This window comes from Natrinema pallidum DSM 3751, from assembly GCF_000337615.1.
Lineage (GTDB): Archaea > Halobacteriota > Halobacteria > Halobacteriales > Natrialbaceae > Natrinema > Natrinema pallidum.
The window spans coordinates 69,435-92,793 of the sequence record NZ_AOII01000066.1 but is presented as its reverse complement, the minus strand read 5'-3'; the positions used below and the strand labels follow the sequence as shown (position 1 = coordinate 92,793).

The window sequence follows — 23,359 nt, the reverse complement described above, 5'->3', positions numbered from 1 at the left end:
GAGAGATATATAAATCAAATAGAGGGTGCTGTTTTCAGCCGTCTCAGTGGCTCAGCCAGGAACTCTATGGGGGTAAACACATGCCAAAACAATATACCGAGATGTTCCTCGCAGAACTCCGCGACAAACATCTCGTCAATCCTGCACCGTGGCTGCAAGTGGCACTCCATCAACACAGTCTCGATTACAGATACGAAAAACACGGTAATCGGAACAGTGTCGAACATGTCTTTCGGGCACTAAAAAGCCAAACTAACCAGTTCTCAAGCTGTTTCAGCCATACCGAAGCAGACACCGTCGAAAATTGGCTCCAAGCGTTCGGCTTCACATGGTGTCAGTTTATCTGAACACTACCCAATTGCACACCTCATATTATTAATAATCAATAGCAATATGTTACAACACTGTCCGGGGTAAATTATAAATGACATGGCGTTAATACTGAGTGTATGGACGAAAGTCCGAAGAAAGTAGAGAAAGGCAGAAGATCAGCTATCAAAACACTTGGAGCTGGCGCTTTAGCTGGAGTCTTTGTTCCAAAGACTGTAAGAGGTAAATCCAATTCAGATAATTTACTTGAGCGTTCTTTGATCCTTCGAGAACAAGAAGGATGGACCGTTGATAAGTGGTCTGAATATCTCACAAGACACGGTGCCGATGTTTACTCAGCTAGCGGAAAATTACAGGTTCCACCAAAGAATGCTGATAACGAAGCCCACATAGAAGAGTTAGAAAGGTCTTGAATTACAATCACCTTAACATACAGTGAAAATCTTGGTTCCGATGATTATATCGATCTTAGCTGGCAGTGGGAGTATTACACACCAGATGCACCGATTCCACTTGATTTAGTCAAGGTTGGTTGGTCTGATAATGATTATGTGAGATCTGGTGAACCGTGGTATGGTTCATATGTGAGTGAAATAACTGACAAAGATTCTGAGTTTAATACTGGCTTTGTTGCAGAGTACGATAGTTCTAAGCAGGAACAGAGCACACTCCCCTATAACCCAACACCAGGCGAAGATGAAACTATTTACGGGAGCGGTTGTGGAATGCCGGTTAAAACAAAGGATACCGACCCTTCGAAGCGAAGAATAGAATTTGACTATTATCATACATGGAATGAGACTACATATGATATTTCCGTAGGGTCGAATGGTCCGGTTATAAATCCTGAAAGTGAAACAAATCAATGGGTTGCAGAAGACGGTGCCCTCGAAACGGAGATACGTGATGGAAAAGATTTTAACTGGGATAATGCATAGTAATTAAGCCAGTCACAAGTACCATTATCAATTTCGTCGGTGCCGGCGAGATTGACATCGAACTCCAGAGCAGTATCAACTTCCTCGACTGGCATCACGTGCTGACGATTCTGCTCGCAATCCTCGCGGTCGTCATCGTCAGCGAATTGGTCTCGGCGTACCTCCGGTCGGAGGTACGCTGACCCTTGCTTTTTATTCGCTGACACAGTTTCAGAAATCACAAACGGGTTTCTTCCGGTTCTCGCGGACTTATGGGAATCGGTCACGGAGATACGGATATGCGAGCCATCGAAGTCAGCGAGTACGGCGACAGCGAGCAACTAGAAGTAATCGAGGCCGAGAAACCCGAGCCCGGTGAAGGTGAAGTTCGAATCGACATCGAGGCAGCGGGAATTAACTTCGCTGACATCATGCAGCGCCGCGGTCACTACCCGGACGGCCCCGAAGCGCCGTACGTCCCCGGGATGGAGGCCGCGGGCGTCGTCGACGCGGTCGGTGACGGCGTCGAGGAACTGTCGGAAGGCGATCGCGTCGTCGGCATGCTCGACACCGGCGGCTACGCGGAGTCCGTCACCGCCCCCGCGGACCTGCTCTTTCCCATCCCCGACGCAATGCGCTTCGAGGAAGCCGCCGGCTTCCCCGTCCAGTTTCTGACTGCCCACGCCTGTCTCTTCGAGTGGGGCGGCCTCGAGGCGAATGAATCCGTGCTCATCCAGGCTGCGGCCGGCGGTGTCGGCACCGCGGCCGTCCAGTTGGCGTCGAACGCCGGCGCGGAGGTCTTCGGTACCGCGAGTACGCAGGAGAAACTCGACCTCGCGGCCGACCTCGGCTGTGACCACCCGATCAACTACACCGAGACGGACTTTCGCGAAGTCGTCGACGAGGAAACCGACGGCGAGGGCGTCGACCTCGTCTTAGAGAGCGTCGGCGACGACGTCTTCGAGCGTAGCCTCGACGCGATGGCTCACTTCGGCCGGATGGTCACCTACGGGGTCGCCAGCGGCGTCCCCGCCGAGGTCAGCAACCAGCGGCTGCTCTTCGAGAACAAGACCGTCAAGGGGTTCCACCTCGGCCAGGCCGCCACGCACGATCCGAGTCGCGTCATGAAGGCCGTCCCGGAACTGACCGACGGGTTCGCCAGCGGCGATCTCGAGGTCATCCTGGGCGAGTCGTTTGCGCTCGAGGACGCGGCCGAGGCCCACCAGTACATCGAGGACCGGAAGAGTTCCGGGAAGGTCGTTCTGAAGCCCTGAGCAGAGCGGGAGAGATCGCCCGCAGCACGCTCGAGCCGGTGAGATCGCCGGTCTCGCGGGCCGTGCCGACGGAGGCGAACCGCCGTGAGCGGACGACGCCAACCGGGGTGGGGCGTGGCGAACACCTGCCGCCGCGGCGGCAGGCGCTTCCGTCGGTCAGTTCTCGTTCCCGAGCGACACGCCCCACTCGAGGTCGTGATCGACGAACGCGGCCTCGTCTAACGGCTTGCCGCCCTCGAACCGGAACTCGCCGGCCACGGTGTTCCCCGCGAGGACGCCAGGTAGCCAGAGGTGGTCGTCGTCCCACATCCGATCGTAGGGGACATCGTCGACGGGGACCCACTCCGGGTGTGCCTCTTCGGACGACGTGGGTTCGCCCTCGAACGAGCGCGTCCGGTAGACGTGACAGAACGTGTGGCCCTCGCCGTCGAGCAGAAATGTGAGTTCGCCGGCCTTCTCGAGGTCCGTGACCTCGAGGCCGACCTCTTCTCTCGTCTCGCGGACGGCGCAGTCCCGCGGGGTTTCGCCGGACTCGAGTTTCCCGCCGGGGCCGTTGTACCAGCCCTCGCCCAACCCGCGGCGTTTCTCGATCAGCAATACGTCGTCGGCATCGTCACCGGCGTCGCGGAGGGGGAAACACAGCGTCGTCTCGATCATACGCGGGAGTTCGCACGGAGCGCCAAAAGGGTGTACTCTCGGTCGAATCAGCCGGTTCGCATGGCGTCCCGTCGCTCGCCGCGACCGGTCGCCGTCCGGGTCCGCCTGGCAAACTGGGTGCCGGGTTAGCCGTCGACGTGCGAGTAGACGAACTCGCGGACCAGTTTTGCGGCCAAGGCGGCCGCCTGCCCGTCGTCGCGGTCGTTGACTTCGACCACGTCGAACCCGTCGGCGTGGGATGCGACCGACCGAACCACGTCGCGGAGTTCGCGGGGCTCGAGGCCGAACGGCTCCGTCGTTCCGGTGCCCGGCGCGTAGCCGGGGTCCGCAGCGTCGATGTCGACGCTCAGGTAGACCTCGCGGTCCGCGAGTCGATCCCCGGGCGTCCACTCGCCCACGTCTTCGGGCGGGACGACGGTCACGTCGTCGTCGGCCGCTCGCTCCCACTCGGCTTCGCTACCGGTGCGAGCGCCGAGGACGATCACGTCCTCGACGGATGCGACGTCCTCGAGAATTCGGCGGGTGACGGCGGCGTGGGAGAGCGGGTTCCCGTCGTAGGCGTCGTACAGGTCGAGGTGGGCGTCGCAACAGACGAACACCTCGGGTTCGACCGCGCGGACGCCCGCGAGCGAGACGGTGTGCTCGCCCCCCAATAGCAGGGGCACGGCGTCGTTCCAGACGGCCTCGCGGATCGTACTCGTCAGATACTCGAGATATGCTTCGACATCGTCCCAGGCCCGCACGTCGCCGCGGTCGACGACGCCAAGTTCCGAAAAGTATCGGTCCGTCCGGTGGTCGTAGTCGTCGAACGGTTCGGCAAACGATCGAATGCGCCGGGGCCCAAAGCGGGTCCCCGGCTGAAAGGTCGTCGTGGCGTCCAGGGGCGCACCGACGACCACGAAGTTCGCGCCGCCACGGGTGGACTCGGGCCCTCCCGTGTCGGAGTCGCCGTCACGATCGGACTGTGCCGCCGCGTCGGTCCCCTCGCGTTCGTCGGTCGCCCCGGGAAACATCAGACGATCTTTCGCTGGTCTTCCATCTCGAGGTATTCGATGTTCTCGTCGGGGGAGACATCGATGTCGTCGGGAATGCGCATCGTGATGGTCTCGTAGGTCTCCAGATCCATGACCTGCATGTCGCCGTCGTCGACGGAGACGACCTGTCCGTTTTTGCGTTCGATGATCGGGACCCAGATCTTCGCGTCGACGGGCTGGGAGAGCGATCGTTTCTTGCCGTCGAAGACGCCCTCGGCCTCGACACGAGCCTTGGCGCTGCCGTGTTTGCCCGGCTTGGCCGTCGAGTAGGCGTTGATCTTACACGGCGTGTCCTCGATCATGACGTAGCTGCCTTCCTGGAGGTCGCGAACCTCGGTCTGCTGTTTCGCCATGTCCCGGCGTAATCAATCGACGTGCATAAACCGTTTGGAATGCGCGCTGCGACGAGTTCTGCCCGACAACGGGTCGCACGGTAGCTCCAGTCACGTTCCGGGAAGGGTTACGGCCGCCGACCGGTCCCGTCGGGGACGACCTCGGGGGGCAGGCCGTCGAGTTCCGGCCCGTTCCACCCGTCAAGGGTCGCCTCGACCGCGTCTGCCTCTGTGACGAGTCGATCCGTCGTGATCCGTTCCTCGCGGCGCACGGCCTCGCGACCGATTCGGCCGGCAAGATGGCGCACGTCGCGGATGCTGAACCCCGCCGTCGCGTCGGCAACCGCGTTGAGGTCGATGTCCTCGGCGAGGATGCCGTCCGGGAGCGCATCGTCCAGAATCGCGGCGCGAGTCCTGCCGTCCGGCGGCGGAACCTCGATCCGCTCGTCGAACGTCCCCGCGTGAAGGACATCGACGTTCACCCGCTCGACCCCTCGCGCGGTCCCGACGACGAGCACGTCGTCCTCGAGCGTCGGCAGGAGCGTCGCCAGCCGCGTCGCGACGCGTCGGATCGCTCTGGACCCGCCCGATGCGGGTGCGAGTTCGTCGAGATCGTCGAGTACCAGGACGCTCGGCGCGATCGAACGTGCATCTTCGATGATTTCTGCCGTGCGATCGGCCGGATCGTCGACGCCTTCGCGGCGGAAGCGGTCCGGACTGATCTCGACGAGCGGCCGATCGAGTTCCGCGCCGATCGACCGGGCGAGCGTTGTCTTCCCCGCGTCGGGCGGCCCGTACAGTAACACACCGTCGACGGGTGTGATCCCGTAGCGCTCGTAGCCATCGGGATTAGAAAGCGGGTCGAAGACGCGGCGTTCGACCGCCGCTGTGAGATCGCCCATCCCCGGCAGGGCGTCGAACGGTACCGGCTCTTCGGTCGACGAACGGCCGATGTCCTCGTCGAACCGGTCATCGTAGCGATCGAGCCAGCCCGGGATACTGGTGTCGATTTCGTCGACCGCTCGGCGGAGATGGGACTGCCTGACCGACGATTCGTCGGCGATCGCATGACGGGTCGCGACGTCGGCCAGTACCGTCACGTCGCTCGAGGCGTAGCCAGCGGTCGCATCCGCGATCGCCGCGAGGGTCGCGTTGTCGGCGACCGGCGTGTCGGCCAGCTCGAGCCGGAGGATTTCGAGGCGCGCCTGTCGGTCCGGCGGCGGGACCTCGACCCGTTCGTCGAACCGGCCCGATCGCAGGATGGCGTCGTCGACGTCGTCGAGGTAGTTCGTCGCCGCGAACACGACGATCTCCGAGTCGTTCTGGCTCTCGAGTTCGGTCAGCAGCTGGTTGACCATCTGCTGTTCGCTCGTCGCCATTCGGCCCGAGCGATCGCCGGCGATCGCGTCGATTTCGTCGATGAACACCAGGCAGGGCTCGTTCTCGCGGGCGGCCTCGAACACCGCCGCGACGTTGTCGGCGGCTTCGCCAATGTACTTGCTCGTGATGTCGGCCGGCGTGACCTCGATGTAGTTGTAGTCGGTTTCGGCCGCGACTGCGCTGGCGACGAAGGTCTTCCCGCAACCGGGCGGACCGTGGAACAGGACGCCGTTGACGGCTCCGATCCCGTAGTGGTCGTACACGTCGCGGCGGGTCAACGGGTCGATCACGCGATCGCGTAACGTCTCCGTGAGTTCGTCCATGCCACCGACATCGTCGAAGTCGTGACCAGGTGGGTCGGTATCGAGAGCGGCCGTCTCGAGTGCAGTGTCGGTCTCCTCGTCGCTTCGCGACTCACGTCCCGCTCCGTCCTCGGGCGATCGGCTGCGATGGCCCGGAACGGCCGTTCGGTTCGCGACGAACAGCCAGGCCAGGGTCGCCGTCGGCGGTGCAAAGGCGAGCGCGAGATCGCGAGTCGCAACGAAGCCGACGAGCCCGGCGGCGTACGTCAGGCCCAGCAACAGTCGGTCGAGGTCGGTCGATGCTAGCCAGGAGACCGCCCGAAAGACGACCGCGAACGTCCCGAAAAGGAGCACGGCCGCCAGAAACGCGTTCGATCCGGGGACGAGCGCGCTCCAATTGCCGGCCTGTGCGAGAGTTAGTAGCGCAACCATTACGCAGTACGTGACGCGAATCCAACAAAGCGATTCTGGTCTCGAGCCTGACGGGTGCGATCCGTCGCGGTCACGACGGCGTCGGGGCCACCGTCGGCACCGCCCGTTCAGCACCCGTCCCGCGACCCCGACGCGGACGGCTCCCATCGGAACCCGGCCGCATCGACCGGGGCCTCGAGCGGACTCGTCGGCAACCCGTCGCCGACGGCAGGGTCGTTGTACGCCCGCGGCGCGATGTCGTTCGGGCCGTCGGGATAGAACAACGACGCCAGCAACTGGAGGTGACCGCGACCGACGCCGAGTTCGAACTGGCCGCCGCCGTACAACCGAATGTCGCGTTCCGCGCAATAGGCGAGGGTTTCACACAGTGACTCGAGCGAGCCGAACCGCGAGGGTTTGATATTGAGCCAGTCGGGTTCCCAGGGCAGCGCATCGACATCCTCGAGCCCGTGAATCGGGGCGTCCCAGGAGACCCGCTCTCGAACGGCGGGGTCCGCGAACAGCGGTCGCGTCTCGTCGGTCAGCGCGGGGTCCTCGATGATCGCCTCGGGAAACGCCGCGAGGACGCGTTCGTACAGGGCGGGATCGGCCGGCACGTCGACATCGGTGCCCTCGTACTGGCCCTTCAGATCGAGGATGCGGACCGCATCGGTCCCGACCGTGTCGCCGATGGCTGCGACGAGGTCGTCGTCCCAGGACGGGATCGGATCGAGCTTGAACTCGAGGTTGGGCACCCGCTCGCGCAACGACTCGAGTCGATCGGTCGTCGGCGGGTCGCCGAGTCGGGTGCTGGCGACGAACCGGACGGGGTCGTAGCTGCGCTCCAGTTCGCTCCCGAGGTCGGTCCCCGCTTGCCGGAGCGCGAGGTCCAGCGCGGCGCTCTCTATGCCCCAGCGCCGGTAGTTCCGAAAGACAGCCCGATCGGGCGCACCGCCGGGAAAGAGATCGAGGTCGGCGAGTCGGTCGGACACCGATGCGAAGGTGTAGTCGCCGGTGAGGTCCGGCAACCCCGTTTCCGCCAGCCGGTCGTGATCCGCGGTCTCGTAAGTGACATCCTCGCCGCGTCCGGTGACCACGGCGTCGCCGCTCGATCCCGGCCCGGAAAGGGCGAACTCCGTCGTGACGCGGGTGAAATCGCTCGAGGTCGCACGCTCGCGGCGCTCGATCGATACCTCGTCGATCGTCACCGACAGGTCGGCGAGCCGATCATAGTCCATACCGGTCGTTCGGTCTCGGGGCCAAAAGAGGCTTGGCGCGCTTGCGGCGTCACTCGAGGCAGCGACGAGCACCCGCTCGGCCGTCCGCACCGACTTCGGGACGGCCGTCTACGGTGCCGGCGCGGTCACACCGGTTCCCCCTCGGAGCGGGGCGTCCCGGAGGGCACCGACACGGTTCGGGTGTGGCCCACCGGCTCGAGGTCGTCCGCTCGGAGAACCCGATCGCGCCAGACGGCGTAGCCCGCCAGGTTCCACGCGAGGCCGGGGGAGCGGTCGCCGATCGCGCCCGAGACAGCCGGCGCGAACTCGGGGATTTCGTAGCGGTCGAAGATCGACTCGAGCGGCCCCGATCCGAGAAATCGCTCCGCGGGGAAGTTCCCGTTCCCCTTCGGTTTGCGCCGGTCGTACGCGGGGTACCACTCGCCGAGCAATCGCTTCGGGACGTGTTTGGGCTCGCCGTCGCGGACGTACCGCTCGGGTGCGGGGAGCCCGAGCGCGAGCTCGGCGACGGCCTTGCCCGCGAACGGCGTGTACATTTCGCAGCCGCGGGCGAGGGCGGCTTGCCGCCAGACGGTGACGGCGTCCTCGCAGAAGAAATCGACCCACTGTCCGACGTGGACGTGTCTGGCGTACCGGGTCCCCGACGCCGCGGGCACCCGATCCATCGCGTACTTGTAGCGCTCGCGCTGGCGTCGCTCGTACTGCCGGCGTCCGATCGCTTCGATGACCGCCGGGATATCCGTGTAGACCGCGAACTGCAGCCCCTGTCCGTCGGGATCGGACGGATGCCGCCGGAGTCCATCGAGCACGTCCCGGTGATGCCGGAGTTTCTCACCGACCGGCGGGACGTAGCCGAGGGGGCGCGTCCGCCACACGGTGCGAGCGGTCTCGAGCGAGCCGCTGAGGCCGAAGACGGCGTCCGCGACCTGACCGCTGACCAACGTATCGGCCCCGTCGTACTCGCGGTAGATGCCGTCGAACGTCGGCGTCTGGAGTTGGTGGGGCGGCAGCCCCAGCGCGTCGACGGCCGCCTCGAGCCGCTCGAGGTAGTTCGACTCGGCCATCTCGACGACCTCGCGGTCGGTCTCGACGAGCTCGTTCGCGCGGTCGGCGTACTCACGTTCGAACGCCAGTTCGGGCGTGTCGAACGACGCGGTCACGCTCTCGGTGGGGTTCGTCAGGTAGGGCGCGAGGACGGTCGAATCGACGCCGCCCGAGAGCATGAGCGACGCCTCGTCCGCGACGGGGGCACAGACCGCCGCCAGGACCTCGTCGAGTCGCTCGTGTGCGCTCTCGGGCGCGAGTCCCGACTCGGGCGTGAGCGTTTCCGTCAGTTCGGTTCGGGGCGTCGTCTCGCCGGGCGTCCAGGTGAGCGTCTCGCCGTGACCGAGCCGGTGGATCCGCTCGACGTAGGTATCGATCGGCGTCGTCCGATAGAGCAGGTGCGCGGCCGTCGCGCGGTCCGGCACCGTCCGATCGGCCGGCTCGAGCCGCGCGAGGGCGTTTCGAAACAGGTCGGTGACGACCGGTTCGCCGCTCGAGTCGAGACAGTAGAACACTTCGTAGGCCGACGTGATCCCGCGGTGGGCCTGCACCGTCGGTTCGGCCGCCCGTTCAGAAAGGACGACGACCGTTCCCTCGCCGGGCAGCGAGTCGTGAAGCGCTTTGACCGCTGCGAACGGCGCGCCGCGTTCGATCGCAGTGCGGAGTTCGCGCCGGTGCGTGCCGGCGATGATCCACCGGCGCTCGTCTCGGGTAACGACCTCGGCGTTCGGATTCGCGAGCAACACTGTCGCCATTGCCAGCCCCAACCGGCAGACGGGACATTGTAATGGGATGGATACTCCGCGCGAACCGACAGTCAGTCGCCGATGAACGCACCGGCGCTACTCCTCGCCGCGTCGCTGGCGCAGGTTCTGTCGCGTGAACTGCGGTCGCGCGCCGATCGATGTCGGTGAGCGGAACGACCGATAGAGCTGGATGACGACGATCACCGAGAACCCCGCCGCGACGACCGATGCCCTGGGTGCCTCGAGGGCGTACAGGACACCCATCGAGAACAGCGACATGGTGAGGAGCATGCCGTAGACCAGTCGCTTGGCGAGTTTGTCGAAGACGTTTTGCTCGTCCTCGACGCCGATACGGACGAAGAGGTCGTCCCGGTCGAGCCGATCGAGCGCGCGCTCGGTCTTGGGCGCGAGACGCGTCAGTGACTCGCCCGATCGGCGGAGCTGTCGGCCCGTCTCGTCGATGTAGTTCCGAATGGACTCCTCGCGGTACCCCTGTTCGGTCAGGTACTCGGTCGCAGTCGAGATGAAGTCGAAGTCCTCGTCTAGGGTGACACACACTCCCTCGACGACGGTTGCGACCCGCAGGATCAGCGCGAGGTTCTTCGGCAGTCGGAGGGGGAACTCGTAGATGGAGTCCTCGATCTGTCCGACGATCTGGTTGACCCGGTACTGTTCGATGTCCTCGCCCCGGGCGTCCTGGATCGCGATTTCCATCACTTCGGCCATGACGCCCCGATCCGCGTCGGGGGAGAGCGTCCCGATCTCGACGAGCGCGTCGAGAATGCCGTCGATGTCCTGATTGGCGACGGCGATGTAGAAGTCGACGATCTTGTCCTGCACGAACGGATCGACCCGTCCCGACATGCCGAAGTCGTAGAAGACGATCCGTCCGTCGTCGGTCACCGCGAGGTTTCCCGGGTGCGGGTCGGCGTGGAAGACCCCGTCGTCGATGATCATCTGCAGGTACGCACGCTGTAAGTCCGTTGCGACCCGCGTACGATCGATCCCCCTGCGCTCGAGTTCGTCGACGTCGTTGATCTTCGTCCCCTCGATGTACTCCATGGTGAGCACGCGCGGGCCGGAGTGGCTTTCGACCACATCGGGGATCACGAGCCCGTCGTCGTCGGCGAAATTCGACTGGATTTCGGTGAGCATCGCCGCTTCGCGCTCGTAGTCCATCTCCTCACGGATCGTCTTCGAGAACTCCTCGGCGAGGTTCTCCAGCGAGAACGAACGGGCGTCATCGACGAAGTACAGCAGGAGCGGCAGGGACCACTTGATGACCCGCAGATCGGCCCGAACGAGGTCCTCGATGTCCGGCCGGCGGATCTTGACGGCGACGTCGTGGCCGCCCTCACCGCTCGTGTGGGTCCGTGCGTGCTCGCTTTCGCGGTCGAGACGCGCCCGATAGACCTGTCCCAGACTCGCGCCGCTTATCGGTTCGGTATCGAACGCCGCGAATCGCTCGTCGACGGGACCGAGTTCGTCCTCGAGAACGCGTTTCGCTCCGGGCCAGGGTGCCGGCGGCACGTCGTCTTGCAGCGACGCGAGGACGTCGATGTACGCCGGCGGGAGCACGTCGGGACGCGTCGAGAGCAACTGGCCGAGTTTGATGAACGTCGGTCCGAGAGTCAACAGCGACTCGAGTAGCACCTCCGCTCGGTGGCGGTGCGTCTCCGGCTCAACCCGCCGGGGACGGCCGAACAGGAGGAACCGCCGCCGGTCGCGGGCGTAGGCGAGCAACAGCGGAAGGAACTGCCACGTGACGACGGCAAATCGCTTGTATGCGCGAAGTGAGACCAGCCTCGGTCACCCGGGTTAGGAGCCCTCGTCGACGATGTCGATCGTCGTCTCCTCGCGGGAACCGCGTTTCGGCAGCGTCAACTCGAGGACGCCCCGGTCGACGGCGGCCTCGGCACCCGCATCGGACGCATCGTCGGGCAGCGGGAGGTCGACGTCGAGAAACAGCGACCGGTTTTCCTCGACGTACTGGTAGTCGCCGGCCGGCGTTTTCTCCCGATGGGCATCGATTGAGATGCGGCCGTCCTCGATCGCGAGGTCGAGCGACTCGACGGAGACGCCGGGGACGTCGAGTACGAGCAGGTAGGCATCGTTGCTCTCGAGCAGATCGAAGAAGACGTCCTCGGAGAGGTCCCGCAACGCGTCGCGGAGCGCTGACATGGATATCGGTTCGAACCCCGATACGAAAAACCCCGTGGTCGCGGCGATCTCTCACCCCCGACGAGCGGTCCGTGGGCGGTTTCGATGACGGCCAGTTACCGCGGGGACGCCGTCGTCTCAGAGCGAACCGACCGGCCCTGATGCAGCGGCGCGTGTGCCACCCTCTATCAACTCCGCCCGGCGTGACACATGGGTGGCGCTACTGCACACTCGTCGGGACGGAAGCCGACCGCTGACGCCCGCTTCTCGCCCGAGCGACCGGGCAGCCGACGGGTTCCCCCACGCTTTTGCCGTCCGGCGACCCGAATCAGGGTATGGAAGGAGCCGACCGCGAGCGCACGGAGGCCGGGTTCAAGGTCCGAACACCCGTCGACGAGGCGCGCCGGATTCTGCAGGCGGCAGTCGCGAGGGGCGGGGACGCCGATTCGGACGTGCCCTGCGGGACCGAGACCGTCGATGTCGACCGCGCGGACGGCCGCGTCCTCGCCGCACCCGTTACGGCCGCTCGAGACGTGCCCCACTACCGGCGGGCGGCGATGGACGGCTACGCCGTCCGGGCCGCGGATACCTTCGGGGCCAGCGACCGCTCGCCGGAAGTACTGCGGATCGCCGAACCCGCCGCTGACACTGCCGGTACCGACGAGCACGCGACCGCCGACAGCATCGCCCCCGGGACGGCCGCACGAGTCCACACCGGCAGCGCGCTCCCCGAGGGAGCCGACGCCGTCGTCATGATCGAACGGGTCACCGAGCGCGAGTCGGTCGGCGAACTCGAGATCGAAGACGCGGTCGCGGAGGGGGAAAACGTCGCGCCGGTCGGCGAGGATATCGAGGCGGAGCAGCACCTCTACGATGCGGGCCACCGGCTTCGGCCGTCGGATCTCGGCCTGCTGCGGTCGGCGGGCTACGGCCGCGTCGCGGTCGCCCAGCAGCCGACCGTCGGCGTCGTCCCGACCGGCGAGGAACTCGTCGCGGGCGACCCCGGTCCCGGTGAGGTGATCGAAACCAACGGACTGACGGTCTCGCGGCTGGCCCAGCGGTGGGGCGCTCGCGCGACCTACCGCGACGTGGTCACCGACGATCCCGAGTCACTGCGCGTGGCGATACAGCGGGATCTGACGAAGGACGTGGTCGTCACCACCGGCGGTTCCTCGGTCGGCGAGCGCGACCTGTTGCCGGAAGTGATCGCCGACCTCGGCGAGGTGCTCGTCCACGGCGTCGGGCTTAAACCCGGCCACCCCGTCTGTCTGGGGGTCGTCGAGGAGACGCCGGTGCTCGCACTGCCGGGCTACCCCGTCGCCTGCATCGTCAACGCCGTCCAGTTCCTCCGGCCGACGCTCCGCTGGCTCGAGGGGACCGAGCCCGACCCCCACCCGAGCACGCGGGCTCGCCTCGAGCGCAAACTCCCGAGCGAACCCGGGGCGCGGACGTTCGCGCGGGTGCGACTCGAGCAGCGCGACGCGGCCGACCTCGAGCCCGACGGGCCGCGATACGAGGCGATCCCGACGCGGGCGAGTGGGTCGGGCGTCCTCTCGAGCGTCGCGCTGGCCGACGGCTGGGTGGTCGTCGACGACGACCGCGAGGGGATTCCGGCCGGCGAGACGGTTGCCGTCGAAAACTGGGAAGTCAATCCGTAGTCCTTCACGAGAACACCCGAGCGCGGGGTTCACAGTCGTGCACGCCGATTCGGAGCAGCGAGTCGCTGTGCATCACCTCCCGGATGCGGTCGGTTTCGATCGACGCTCCGGAGGACGAACTCACCGGAGCACTTGCCGAACCGCGTCCGCCAGCGCGTTCACGCGGGCGACGTGTTCGTAGGAGCCGTCCCGTACCCCGTTGGTCACGTAGGAGAAGCCGATATTCTCCACGGGGTCGGCCCAGCCGACGCTGCTGCCCAGGCCAGCGTGGCCGAACACGTGCGCGGGCGAGAGCGAACCGTAGGGTGCGACCGTCGTGCCGCCCTTCCAGAACCCGAGCGCGAACCGGCCTTCGCGGCCGAGTGTACCGTCGGCGTCCGTCTCGGCCTCGAGACGCGTCATCCGGTCGACGGTCTCGGGTTCGAGGAGTTGGGTTCCCTCGAGTTCGCCGCCGTTGGCGAGACAGGCGTAGAAGCGGGCCATGTCCCCGGCGGTCCCGATGCCGTTAGCGGCGGGGATCACGGCGCGGTGGATCTCCTCGGCGTTGAACGGTGCTGCGACCTCAGTGTGATCGCCCAGCCCCTCGCCGGGGTCGCGACAGCGGTCGAACTCCTCGAAGCCGACGAGCGTCGCGACATCATCGTCCTCGTCCTCCCGGAGACCGATGCCGGTGTCGTCCATGCCGAGGGGGTCGAAGACGCGCGCTTCGGCTGCCTCTTCGATCGGCATCCCGGAGACGCGTCGGACGAGTTCGCCGACCAGCCAGCCGAACGTCAGCGCGTGATAGGCCGGCGTCTCGCCCGGCGTGAAGGTGGGCTCCATTGTCTCGAGGTGCTCGACGACGGCGTCCCAGTCGTCCCAGAGGTCGGGCCGGTCGTCGATCTCGCCCCGGTTGAGCCCCGAGGTGTGACTGAGCACCTGCCGGACGGTGATCGCCGCCTTTTCCGTCCCCTCGTCGGCGAACGCGGGCCAGTGGTCGACCACCCGGTCGTCGTACTCGAGGTGGCCCTCCTCGACGAGCGAGTGCAGCGTGACCGCGGCGTAGGGTTTCGTACTCGAGAAGAGGACGTGTCGTGTCCCGCGGGTCTCCGCCGGGCCGTCGGGGGCTTCGACGCCGCCCGCCAGGTCGAGCACCGGCTCGCCGTCGACGTAGACGGCGAGTTGCGCCCCGTGGTGGAGCCCGACCTCGAGATGACGGTCGAAGAGGGCAGCGATGCGCTCGCGATCGGTGTCGGAAAGCCGTGACATGGGTCGCACCTCTTCGGGCGGACGCTTAACCGTTGCCGTGGGGTCCCCTCTCACGGGCGGTCGCAGCGACCGAAACGCCGCGGCGAGTCGACCGACGTTTTTAGCCCCGGCGGCCGAAGGGGCGCTATGACCCGCAAGGAGTTTCGCGATCTCGCGACCCCCGACGAAGCACGGGCGGCGATCGACTCGCTGGCCCTCGAGGGGGGCATCGAACGCGTCCCGCTCGAGAACGCGCGGGGCCGAGTGCTCGTGGCGCGGCTCGACGCCGAACTCGACGTGCCGGGCTTCGACCGGGCGAGCCTCGACGGCTACGCGCTCCGGGCTCGGGACACGTTCGGCGCGGACGAGGCCGACCCCGCTCGGCTCGCGGTCGTCGGTGAGGTCCACGCCGGCGCGGAACCGGACGTGGCACTCGAGGCGGGGCAGGCAGCCGAGATTTCGACCGGCGCGGTGATGCCCGACGGTGCCGACGCGATGGTGCCGGTGGAGCGCACCGATACGGACGGTGGCGGTGACGAGGTTCTCGTCCGCACAGCGGTCGCCCCCGGTGACAACGTCATGTTCGCGGGTGCGGACGTGGCCGCGGGCGAACGCGCGCTCGGCCCCGGGACCACGATCACGCCCCGCGATATCGGCCTGCTGTCGGCCCTGGGGATCGACGAGGTACCGGTCCGAGCCAAGCCGCGGGTCGGCATCGTCTCGACCGGCGACGAACTCGTGCGGCCGGGCGACGACCTCGAGAGCGAGCGCGGCGAAATCTACGATGTCAACAGCTACACCATCGCCGCCGGGGTCGAGGATGCGGGCGGCGAGGCGGTGCTCTACCCCCACGCCGGCGACGAGCAGGACGAGATGGAGGGGATTCTGCGGACCGCGGCCGACGAGTGTGACCTCGTCCTCTCCTCGGGATCGACCAGCGCGAGTGCGGTCGACGTGATCTACCGCGTTATCGACGAGCAAGGCGAGTTGCTGCTCCACGGCGTGAGCATCAAGCCGGGGAAACCGATGCTGATCGGGCGGTTGGACGACTCCGCGTACGTCGGACTCCCCGGTTATCCCGTCTCCGCGATGATGGTCTTCCGGACCTTCGTCGCGCCGGCGATCCGCGAGGCTGCCGGGAGACCGGAGCCGGCGTCCGCGACCGTCTCCGGCCAGTTGGCACGGCAGGAACGGTACGAGGAAGGTCGCCACCGGCTCATGCCCGTCGGGGTGGTCACGGATGGCGACGGCGAGACGCTCGTCTACCCCGTCGACAAGGGCAGCGGCGCGACGACCAGCCTCGCCGACGCGGACGGTGTCGTCGAAGTCGGCCCCGAGACCGACTATCTCGAGGCGGGCGAGTCCGTCACGGTCACGCTGTTCTCCCCCGACGTCCGGCCACCGACGCTGTTCGGGGTCGGCGAGGACGACCCGACGGTCTCGCGGGTGCTCGACGGCCTCGAGCGCCCGCGGTACCTCTCGGTCGGCTCCCGACCAGGCCTGCGGCGGCTCCGCGAGGGCGTTCCCGACGTGGCGGTAGTCGCGGGGCCGCTCGATAGGGACATCGAAGCGGACGAAATCGGCCGCTGGGACCGCGAGTGGGGGCTGGTCGTCCGGGCCGGCAACCCCGACGAGATCGAGGGCCTCGACGATCTGGTCGACCGCGACCTTCGCTTCGTCAATCGGACGACCGACTCCGGGTTGCGCTCGAGTCTCGGTGCTTCGATCGCCGACGTTGCCGAGAAACGAGGAACGGACCGCCACGAAATCGTCGACGCGGTCGACGGCTTCGATCTCGGACTCCGAGCCCACGAGAGCCCCGCTCGCAAGGTTATCGCGGGCGACGCCGACGCCGGTCTCGGCCTGCGGGAGACCGCCGACCGCCTCGATCTGGGCTTCGTCTCCCTCGGCGAGCAGCCGGTGCGCGTCCTCGCGAATCCCGATCGGACGGGGAAGGAGGGGGTTCGGGAACTCGAGACGGTGCTCGCGGACGCCGCGTCGGCAAAGCGATAGCGGCGAATCGCGCTTCGCCAATTCCGGTCTCCTCTCACCCGTCTGCGATGGTGCGTGCTAGCCCTGCCCCTAATTTGCGAGCGTTGGCGTGGGATCGGCGGTCCCGTGACCCATGCGACGGGCCTGTGTGTCCGTGAATGGCGATCGGTTGGGGAGAATGTAGTTACTCCGTGTCGTCACGATAGCGGAACGCGCAGTTCCCGCTCGTCCCACCCACGCTCCCTCCGTTCCTCCCGTCGTTCCTCGAGCCCGCCGTTTTTGGTCGCGCACACCCTACGAGCAGTATGCGAATCGTCACGACGCTTCCCTCGGCGACCGAGACCGTTGCCGCGCTCGGCTGCGAGCCGGTCGGTGTCTCCCACGAGTGCGATTATCCGCCGAGCGCTGCGTCAGCACCCGCAGTCACCAGCTCGCGGATCGATGCCGCGGGCTCGAGCGGTGAGATCGATCAACAGGTCCTCGAGACCGCCGACACCGAGGCCGGCGTCTACGATATCGACATCGAGACCCTCGCCGCTCTCGAGCCGGACGTGATCGTCACACAGGGAATGTGCGACGTCTGTGCGGTCGACGTGGCCGTCATCGAGGATGCTGTCGACCGAATAGCGGTGGAGCCCGAGATCGTCACGACCGACCCCCACAGCGTCGGCGACGTGCTCGGGGACCTCGAGCGGATCGGCCATGCCATCGGTCGCGAGGACCGCGCTCGGGAGGTTCGACGGGACCTCGAGTCGCGGATCGAAGCGGTCCGGAACCGTGCCGCCGATAGTGACGCCGAGGACCGCCCGCGCGTGGCGGTCTTCGACTGGACCGAGCCCGTAATGATCGCGGGCCACTGGACGGCGGAACTGGTCGACTGGGCCGGCGGCGAGTACGGGCTGGCCGCTGTCGGCGAGCGCTCGCGCCCCCGTGAGTGGGACGAAATCCGGGCTTACGACCCCGAGGTCGTACTCGTCGCCCCCTGTGGCTTCGGCCTCGCACAGACCGCACGGAATACGACGGACCTCACCGAGCGCGACGGCTGGAGCGACCTGACGGCCGTCCAAGAGGGGCGCGTCTGGGCGATGGACGGCGATCAGTACCTCAACCGGCCCGGCCCGCGGCTGGTCGACACGCTCGAGGCGCTGGCACCGATCGTGCAGCCGGCCCTGTTCGACGGGCCGGCCGCGGATATCGCCGTTCCGTTCGATGACCTCGAGACCCTCGAATCGGCGACCGATCCCGACGACGATGCTCGAGTCGACTCCGCGTCTCGAGCCGAGGTCGACTCGAACCCGTGATCGTCATCCCGACTGACAGCCGTGAGACGATTCTCGAGCGTGCCCGCGAGGGAGACCCCGACGAAATCTGTGGAATTCTTGGTGGCGAGTACGAACCTGGCGGAAAGAGCCGCGTGCACTCGCAGTATCCGACCGAAAACGTCGCCGACACACCGCGGACGCGGTACGATATCGATCCCGAGGAACAGTTGGCGGTCTTCGAGCGGCTCGAGAATCGCGGCGAGGAGATCGTCGGCTTCTATCACTCTCATCCCCGCGGCCCGCCGCGGCCGAGCGCGACCGACGCCGCACGGGCGACCTGGCCGGACCGGTCGTACGTGATCGTCTCGCTCGAGCCCCTCGAGATCGGGTCGTGGCGCTGGCGGACGGGGACCGACGGACAGTTCGAGCGGGAGCGAGTGGCCGGCGACTGACCACGACGGCCGCTCACTCGTCCGCGCGGCGCTCGAGGTCGTCCGCCCGCGCTCGCGCGTCGGCCGCCTGCTCCCGGAACTCCTCGATCCGCTGGGTCAGCTTCTTGCCGGCGGTGTATTTGAACTCGTCGGGCATCATCCCGTACTCGATGTCGAGCGTGATCAGCGTATCACACCCCTCGATGATCTCCGGAGCCCAACTTCCCCGTGCCAATTTCGACTCGTCCGTGATCTCCGCCTCACCGTCTTCGACGTCGATGAACGCACTGACGATGTTCCAGATGTTCGGATCGCTCGAGCTGACCTCGTCGAACAGTCCCTCGAGCCGCGAGTCCTTGATCTCCTCGTCGCGCAGTTCCGCGAGCAGGTCCTCGAGACCGTCGGCGATCTCGTCGTATCTGGCGGCGTCCTCGCGGAGGGCGGCCGGTGACTCGCTCGAATCGGTCCCCGTCATCGTGTCCCCTCCGTCTCGTCGGTAGCTGCGGTCATGTACGGATCGTACCCGCTTCGGCACCGTAAACGTACGCTTCCGTGACTGGCACTGTTCAGAGTCGATTGACAGGTGGGGCAGCAGGGGTTTCGTGGTTCCGCTGCCAGAAATCAGCCGCCTCGGCGGGGATCGTGACTGGCGTGTGTTCGAGTAGTACAGCGGCTGAAAGAACGCGCCAACTCCTCGCAGTCCGAAACCGTCGGACTCGATCGGCGCGCTCGATGGTGCGGCACGCCTCCAGTGCGCGAAGCAACAGGTCGACTCGAGTACCGCTCTCACGTCATCTATCGGGTGGTATTGCCCGACTGCAACGAGTCACAGAGCAAACTGGACCGGGACTGTTATCTCGAGAGAGGCAGTGCGCTACTCGAACCGTTCCGCCTGCTCGGTGCAGGTCACCACGGCGCTGGAACCCGGTACGAGCACTCCGATTTCGATGATCGATGCCGCGACCGCTGCCAGTTCGACGTGGGACGTGGAATACACGCCCGACGACGCCTCCGAGCTGTCCGCCCCTCCGGCGGCTGAAACGGAGCCCTGACGGCGGTGGCCGCCACGAACTTCAACTCCGCCCCTCGAGCGACGGCACCGCTGCGGCCTCGTTTTCGAAGAAGGCCAGGCCGTGAATCCGACTGTCGGCGGTCAGTTCGGGATGGAACGATGTCCCGACGACGGGGCCGTCCCGAACCGCGACGGGACGGTCGTCCCACGACGCGAGCACGTCGGCGTCGCCGACCGTCGCAATCGCAGGTGCCCGAATGAACACCGCCGGATACGGATCGTCGAGGCCCGCGACCGCAAGCGGTGCTTCGAAACTGTCCTTCTGTCGGCCGAAGGCGTTGCGCTCGACGCCCACGTCGAGCAGTCCGAGTTCGTCGACCCGGTCGTCGCCGGCGTCGCTCGAGGCGACGATCAGGCCGGCACAGGTCGCGAGCAGGGGTTTGCCGGCGGCGACGTGGGTCCGAATTTCGGGGGCGATCCCCTCGCTGTGGAGCAGTCGGGAGATGGTCGTCGACTCGCCGCCGGGCATCGCGAGCAGGTCACAGTCGGGAACGATCCCCGCGTCGCGGATTTCGCGGACCGTGACCTCTCGGTCGCGGGCCGCGGCGGCGCGTTCGATAGCGGCCGCGTGTTCCTCGACATCGCCCTGCACCGCGACGACGCCCGCAGTCAGTGACATGGCCGCGGGTATGGACGGTGCGGTAAAAAAGGTCGCGGCACGGGACTCGCACGCCGGCACCGCCATGGCAGGCGCTTTTGTCCCTCCCGGTCGGCGACACGACCGTGACGACGGTGCCACCGACGGCGGCCCGGCTGCTCGAGAGCGCCCCGCTGATGGCACATCTGGCGACTAGCGTCGACGGACGACCCCACGTCGCGCCGGTCTGGTACCGGTACGCTGACGAAACCGTGGCGGTCGTGACGACGGGCCGGAAGCTGGCGAACATCAGGCGGAATCCGCGGGTCGCCCTCTCGGTACAGCAAGACGAGGCGGGCCAGACCGAGTGGATGGTGACGCTGCTCGGGACGGCCGAGGTCGTCGACGATGCGGACGAGACTGCGGCGGCCCGTCGCCGGATCAACGAGAAGTATCACGCGGACCCCGACGCCCACGCCGACAACACGCTGGTCCGGATCGACATCGGTTCGGCGACGTATCGGACGTACTGACGGCTCCGAACCCGTCACTTCCCGTCGCGACGCAGGTTCGAAAGGGACGCACCGGAAGGCTGTCGAACCCGCTGCCATCATCTCGGGACGCGGCCCCCAGTTCGGACCGATGTGAATGACCGACCGATAGTACGACCCGTCCGCCTCGAGCACTGCGGGCTCAGTTCGCGAGCCGCGGCGACCACCAGCGGGAGCGTGTGATTCGTCGATGGAGACCGAAACATCGTCCGCGTCCGTGGTCGTACTCGTCGCTTATCATGCTTGAATGGGCAAGCGGTTGCAACGCCGCGGTTCGGTCCGCTGCCGTGGGCCGACAAGAACGTCGTTCGGTACTCGGTCTGCGTCTCGACCGGCCGGGCCGACACGCGCCGTCACAGGAGTCCGATTCGGCAGTCGCGTGGACCCTGCAACGGGACTCTCAGGCGATGACTTCGCCGAAGAACTCCTCCTGACACTGCTTTGAATCGGGGTTCGTCTCCCGTAACTCCCCGAATCCAGCAATGGTGGGCGTTCCCTCGCGGTAGGCTTCCGCCTCGAGGATGATCGAGCCCGTGGGCGCATCCTCGAGTTCGTCGATGGACACCGTCCGTTCGCCCTCGACCGGCCCGATAAACGGCATCACGTTGCCGATCCCCTCGCCGTTGAACACCACCTCGAACCGAACCTCGGCGAAGTTACCGACGATACGAACGGTCTGACAGTCGATGAACTCGATGAACTCCTCGTCCTCGGGTTCGTCGAACAGTTCCTTCCCGCATTCGACTAACTCCGGATTCGCGACTCTGATCGCGCCGCCTCCGGGGATGGTGTTCGACGCGTCGCGGAACGCCTCCGCCGCGTCGAGTCTCGAGTTCTCGGGTGCCGACTCGAGTTCCGAGACGTGAATCGTCCGCTCGCCGTCGACCGGGCCGACCGGGCCTCGCACGTTTCCGAAGTCGTCGCCGTCGAACGACGCCTCGATCACGACTTCCTCGAAGTCGCCGACGACGCGGACCGTCTGACAGTCGATGAACTCGATCCGTTCGCCTTTCGGCTTCGTTTTCCGATCGAGTTCCGTCTTCGAATCGACCTTTTTCGTCGCGATCTCCGTCCCGTCGTGGGAGAGCGTGACCGCCGCTTTCGCGTCCTCGAGACCCCTGACCCAGAACGAGGTGGCGTCTTTCGCGGCGACGGATACCGACCCGGATCGCTTGCCGTCGGTTACCGACCACTCGACCGTTACGTCCGGTTTCCCGTGGTTGTGGACGCGGAACGCGGCGTCCAGCGTCGATCCGGTCTCCGCCTCGGTGGTTCTGTACCCGATCGCCTCGAGTTCGAGTTCGTCCATCGCGTCCGCGTCGTCTCCGTCCGTCTCCTCGTGATCGGCATGGTCGTCCGTTTTGTTCTTCTGATCGGCGTTATCGTCGTTGTCGTCCGCTTCAGTCAGTGGTTCGTCGGCATCCGTCTCGTCGTCATCGTCGTCCGAACTCGCACTCGACAGGACGATCGCACCGCTGCCAGCGACCGCGCCGGTCGCGCCGAGCGCCAGCAGATAGTCGCGTCGTGAATGTGGTAACCGTGTCATGCGTATCGGTCCCGAACGAGGGTCGGGGCCACTCGCGTCGTCCACGGCGGGCACTATTGTTATCAACCAGCTGAAAAACTCTCGAGAGGCCTAGCAGCGACTTCGATCGCTGTAACCGAACTGTACGTGCGTCCTGCTGTGACGGCGATCAAAGCGACGACACTGCGGACGGCTGCACCGCCGCGGTCGATGGCGGATCGTTACCGTGGCCCGCTACACGAGGCTCTTGCTGTCGATAGACGACGCGACTGTAAGCCGCGGATACCCGTTCGAGGCGCGATCTGGGCTGTCCGATGGGACTTCCGGAAACCGACGACGCTCGTGGCTTACAGCCCGGTCGGCACGTCGAGAAACGTCGTCTCGAGGCCCCATTCCGCGACGCGGTCCTGTAGCGATCGCACGCCGAAGGTCTCCGTCGCGTAGTGACCCGCGAGGAAGACGTGCAGTCCGGCCTCCCGGGCCTCGTGGTAGGCGTTCCCTTTGCCTTCCCCCGTCACCAGCGCGTCCGCATCGGCGTCGACGGCCTCGTCGAGCCAGTCGACCCCGCTGCCGGTAACGATCGCCACGTCCTCGATCTCGTCGGGGCCAAAGTCGAGGTGCTGGACCGGCTGGCCGCCGGTCTCGAGGGTCGTTTCGAGCCGGTCGCGCAGGGCGTCGGGCGCGTAGGGGTCGCCCGCCGTTCCCCGCTGGCCGACGTATTCGGTGCCGAGTTCGCCGAAGGGGGCGCGGTCCTCGAGTCCGAGCAGGTCGGCGACGCCGGCGGCGTTGCCCAGTTGCTGATGGCCGTCCAGGGGGAGATGCGAGACGTACAGCGCGAGGTCGTTCTCGATCATGGGGGCGATCCGATCGTAGGTCCGGCCGGTCACGCGATCGAAGCCGCCCCACGAGAGCCCGTGATGGACGACCAGCAGGTCCGCGTCGGCCTCGACCGCGCGGTCGACCGTCTCACGGACGCCGTCGACGGCGAACGCGACGCGCTCGAGGTCGCGGTCCTCGGGACCGACCTGCAGCCCGTTCGCGCTGGCGTCGAGATCGGCGTAGTCGGCGGTCCGGAGCTCCTCGTCGAGTCGGTCGACGACGCTCGAGAGTTCCATAGCGACCCGTTCGGCGCGGGAGGCCTTGTATTCGGTTGATTCAGCTCGATCGCGCGACGGGCGTCGTCACGACGGTCTCGCGGGCGAGTCGACAATCCCGTTCGGGTCGACCACCCCGTGCGGA

The 23,359-nt window shown here is 66.2% G+C and carries 21 protein-coding genes and 1 pseudogene; 9 read left to right on the top strand and 13 right to left on the bottom strand.

Annotation, left to right across the window (positions count from 1 at the left end; translation table 11 throughout):
• From C487_RS21320 to C487_RS09995, 4 genes and pseudogenes are all read left to right on the top strand, one after another.
• A pseudogene (locus tag C487_RS21320) lies at window positions 1-347 on the top strand (hypothetical protein); the annotation flags it as partial.
• 102 nt (window positions 348-449) lie between these two features.
• On the top strand, window positions 450-743 hold the full coding sequence (locus C487_RS20315; RefSeq protein ID WP_152422499.1) for a hypothetical protein: 294 nt from the start codon (window positions 450-452) through the stop codon (window positions 741-743).
• A gap of 171 nt (window positions 744-914) precedes the next feature.
• Window positions 915-1,268 (top strand): hypothetical protein, encoded by a 354-nt coding sequence (locus C487_RS20310; protein WP_152422498.1) that lies wholly within the window; start codon window positions 915-917, stop codon window positions 1,266-1,268.
• 278 nt (window positions 1,269-1,546) lie between these two features.
• A complete protein-coding gene (locus C487_RS09995; protein ID WP_006185625.1) occupies window positions 1,547-2,521 on the top strand; it encodes a quinone oxidoreductase family protein in 975 nt (324 codons plus the stop codon).
• Between the two features lie 156 nt (window positions 2,522-2,677).
• Here C487_RS09995 and C487_RS09990 read toward each other — a convergent pair whose 3' ends face one another.
• From C487_RS09990 to C487_RS09955, 8 genes are all read right to left on the bottom strand, one after another.
• A complete protein-coding gene (locus tag C487_RS09990; RefSeq protein ID WP_006185624.1) occupies window positions 2,678-3,178 on the bottom strand; it encodes an 8-oxo-dGTP diphosphatase in 501 nt (166 codons plus the stop codon).
• 125 nt (window positions 3,179-3,303) lie between these two features.
• Window positions 3,304-4,191 carry an agmatinase gene (gene speB / locus C487_RS09985; RefSeq protein ID WP_006185623.1) on the bottom strand — a complete coding sequence of 296 codons (888 nt, stop codon included), beginning with the start codon at window positions 4,189-4,191 and terminating at the stop codon, window positions 3,304-3,306.
• On the bottom strand, window positions 4,191-4,565 hold the full coding sequence (locus C487_RS09980) for a translation initiation factor IF-5A (RefSeq protein ID WP_006185622.1): 375 nt from the start codon (window positions 4,563-4,565) through the stop codon (window positions 4,191-4,193). The genes speB and C487_RS09980 overlap by 1 nt, the downstream gene beginning before the upstream one ends.
• Before the next feature lie 107 nt (window positions 4,566-4,672).
• Window positions 4,673-6,658, bottom strand: a complete 1,986-nt coding sequence (locus C487_RS09975; protein ID WP_006185621.1) for an AAA family ATPase — start codon at window positions 6,656-6,658, stop codon at window positions 4,673-4,675.
• A 107-nt stretch (window positions 6,659-6,765) separates the two neighbouring features.
• The gene (locus C487_RS09970) at window positions 6,766-7,875 is read right to left on the bottom strand and encodes an enolase-like domain-containing protein (protein WP_006185620.1); all 1,110 of its coding nucleotides are present in this window, start codon (window positions 7,873-7,875) and stop codon (window positions 6,766-6,768) included.
• A 125-nt stretch (window positions 7,876-8,000) separates the two neighbouring features.
• Entirely contained in the window at window positions 8,001-9,674 is a 1,674-nt protein-coding gene (locus tag C487_RS09965; protein WP_006185619.1) for an asparagine synthase-related protein, read from the bottom strand.
• Between the two features lie 87 nt (window positions 9,675-9,761).
• Complete coding sequence (locus C487_RS09960; protein WP_006185618.1) at window positions 9,762-11,408, bottom strand: ABC1 kinase family protein; 1,647 nt, start codon at window positions 11,406-11,408, stop codon at window positions 9,762-9,764.
• 75 nt (window positions 11,409-11,483) lie between these two features.
• Complete coding sequence (locus tag C487_RS09955; RefSeq protein ID WP_006185617.1) at window positions 11,484-11,846, bottom strand: Hsp20/alpha crystallin family protein; 363 nt, start codon at window positions 11,844-11,846, stop codon at window positions 11,484-11,486.
• Between the two features lie 314 nt (window positions 11,847-12,160).
• On the opposite strand from C487_RS09955, the gene C487_RS09950 reads away from it, so the two are divergent.
• Window positions 12,161-13,483, top strand: a complete 1,323-nt coding sequence (locus C487_RS09950) for a molybdopterin molybdotransferase MoeA (RefSeq protein ID WP_006185616.1) — start codon at window positions 12,161-12,163, stop codon at window positions 13,481-13,483.
• Window positions 13,484-13,603: 120 nt separating this feature from the next.
• On the opposite strand, the gene C487_RS09945 is transcribed toward C487_RS09950, so the two are convergent.
• Complete coding sequence (locus C487_RS09945) at window positions 13,604-14,731, bottom strand: EstA family serine hydrolase (protein WP_006185615.1); 1,128 nt, start codon at window positions 14,729-14,731, stop codon at window positions 13,604-13,606.
• A gap of 126 nt (window positions 14,732-14,857) precedes the next feature.
• Between C487_RS09945 and C487_RS09940 the strand changes: the two genes are divergently transcribed.
• From C487_RS09940 to C487_RS09930, 3 genes are all read left to right on the top strand, one after another.
• Complete coding sequence (locus C487_RS09940) at window positions 14,858-16,723, top strand: molybdopterin biosynthesis protein (RefSeq protein WP_006185614.1); 1,866 nt, start codon at window positions 14,858-14,860, stop codon at window positions 16,721-16,723.
• 284 nt (window positions 16,724-17,007) lie between these two features.
• A complete protein-coding gene (locus tag C487_RS09935) occupies window positions 17,008-18,003 on the top strand; it encodes an ABC transporter substrate-binding protein (protein WP_006185613.1) in 996 nt (331 codons plus the stop codon).
• The gene (locus C487_RS09930) at window positions 18,000-18,416 is read left to right on the top strand and encodes a desampylase (protein WP_006185612.1); all 417 of its coding nucleotides are present in this window, start codon (window positions 18,000-18,002) and stop codon (window positions 18,414-18,416) included. Before C487_RS09935 ends, C487_RS09930 begins: the two co-directional genes overlap by 4 nt.
• Window positions 18,417-18,429: 13 nt before the next feature.
• Here the strand turns inward: C487_RS09930 and C487_RS09925 are convergent, their stop codons facing one another.
• Both C487_RS09925 and pdxT read right to left on the bottom strand, forming a co-directional pair.
• Window positions 18,430-18,870 (bottom strand): hypothetical protein, encoded by a 441-nt coding sequence (locus C487_RS09925; RefSeq protein ID WP_006185611.1) that lies wholly within the window; start codon window positions 18,868-18,870, stop codon window positions 18,430-18,432.
• A gap of 598 nt (window positions 18,871-19,468) precedes the next feature.
• Window positions 19,469-20,086: a pyridoxal 5'-phosphate synthase glutaminase subunit PdxT gene (gene pdxT, locus C487_RS09920; protein ID WP_006185610.1), complete on the bottom strand. Its 618-nt coding sequence runs from the start codon at window positions 20,084-20,086 to the stop codon at window positions 19,469-19,471.
• A 104-nt stretch (window positions 20,087-20,190) separates the two neighbouring features.
• Between pdxT and C487_RS09915 the strand changes: the two genes are divergently transcribed.
• On the top strand, window positions 20,191-20,577 hold the full coding sequence (locus C487_RS09915) for a pyridoxamine 5'-phosphate oxidase family protein (RefSeq protein ID WP_083864581.1): 387 nt from the start codon (window positions 20,191-20,193) through the stop codon (window positions 20,575-20,577).
• Window positions 20,578-20,995: 418 nt separating this feature from the next.
• Here the strand turns inward: C487_RS09915 and C487_RS09910 are convergent, their stop codons facing one another.
• Together C487_RS09910 and C487_RS09905 are read right to left on the bottom strand one after the other, a co-directional pair.
• Window positions 20,996-22,141 carry a hypothetical protein gene (locus C487_RS09910; protein WP_006185608.1) on the bottom strand — a complete coding sequence of 382 codons (1,146 nt, stop codon included), beginning with the start codon at window positions 22,139-22,141 and terminating at the stop codon, window positions 20,996-20,998.
• A gap of 326 nt (window positions 22,142-22,467) precedes the next feature.
• Entirely contained in the window at window positions 22,468-23,235 is a 768-nt protein-coding gene (locus C487_RS09905) for a Nif3-like dinuclear metal center hexameric protein (protein ID WP_006185607.1), read from the bottom strand.
• Window positions 23,236-23,359: the final 124 nt, after the last annotated feature.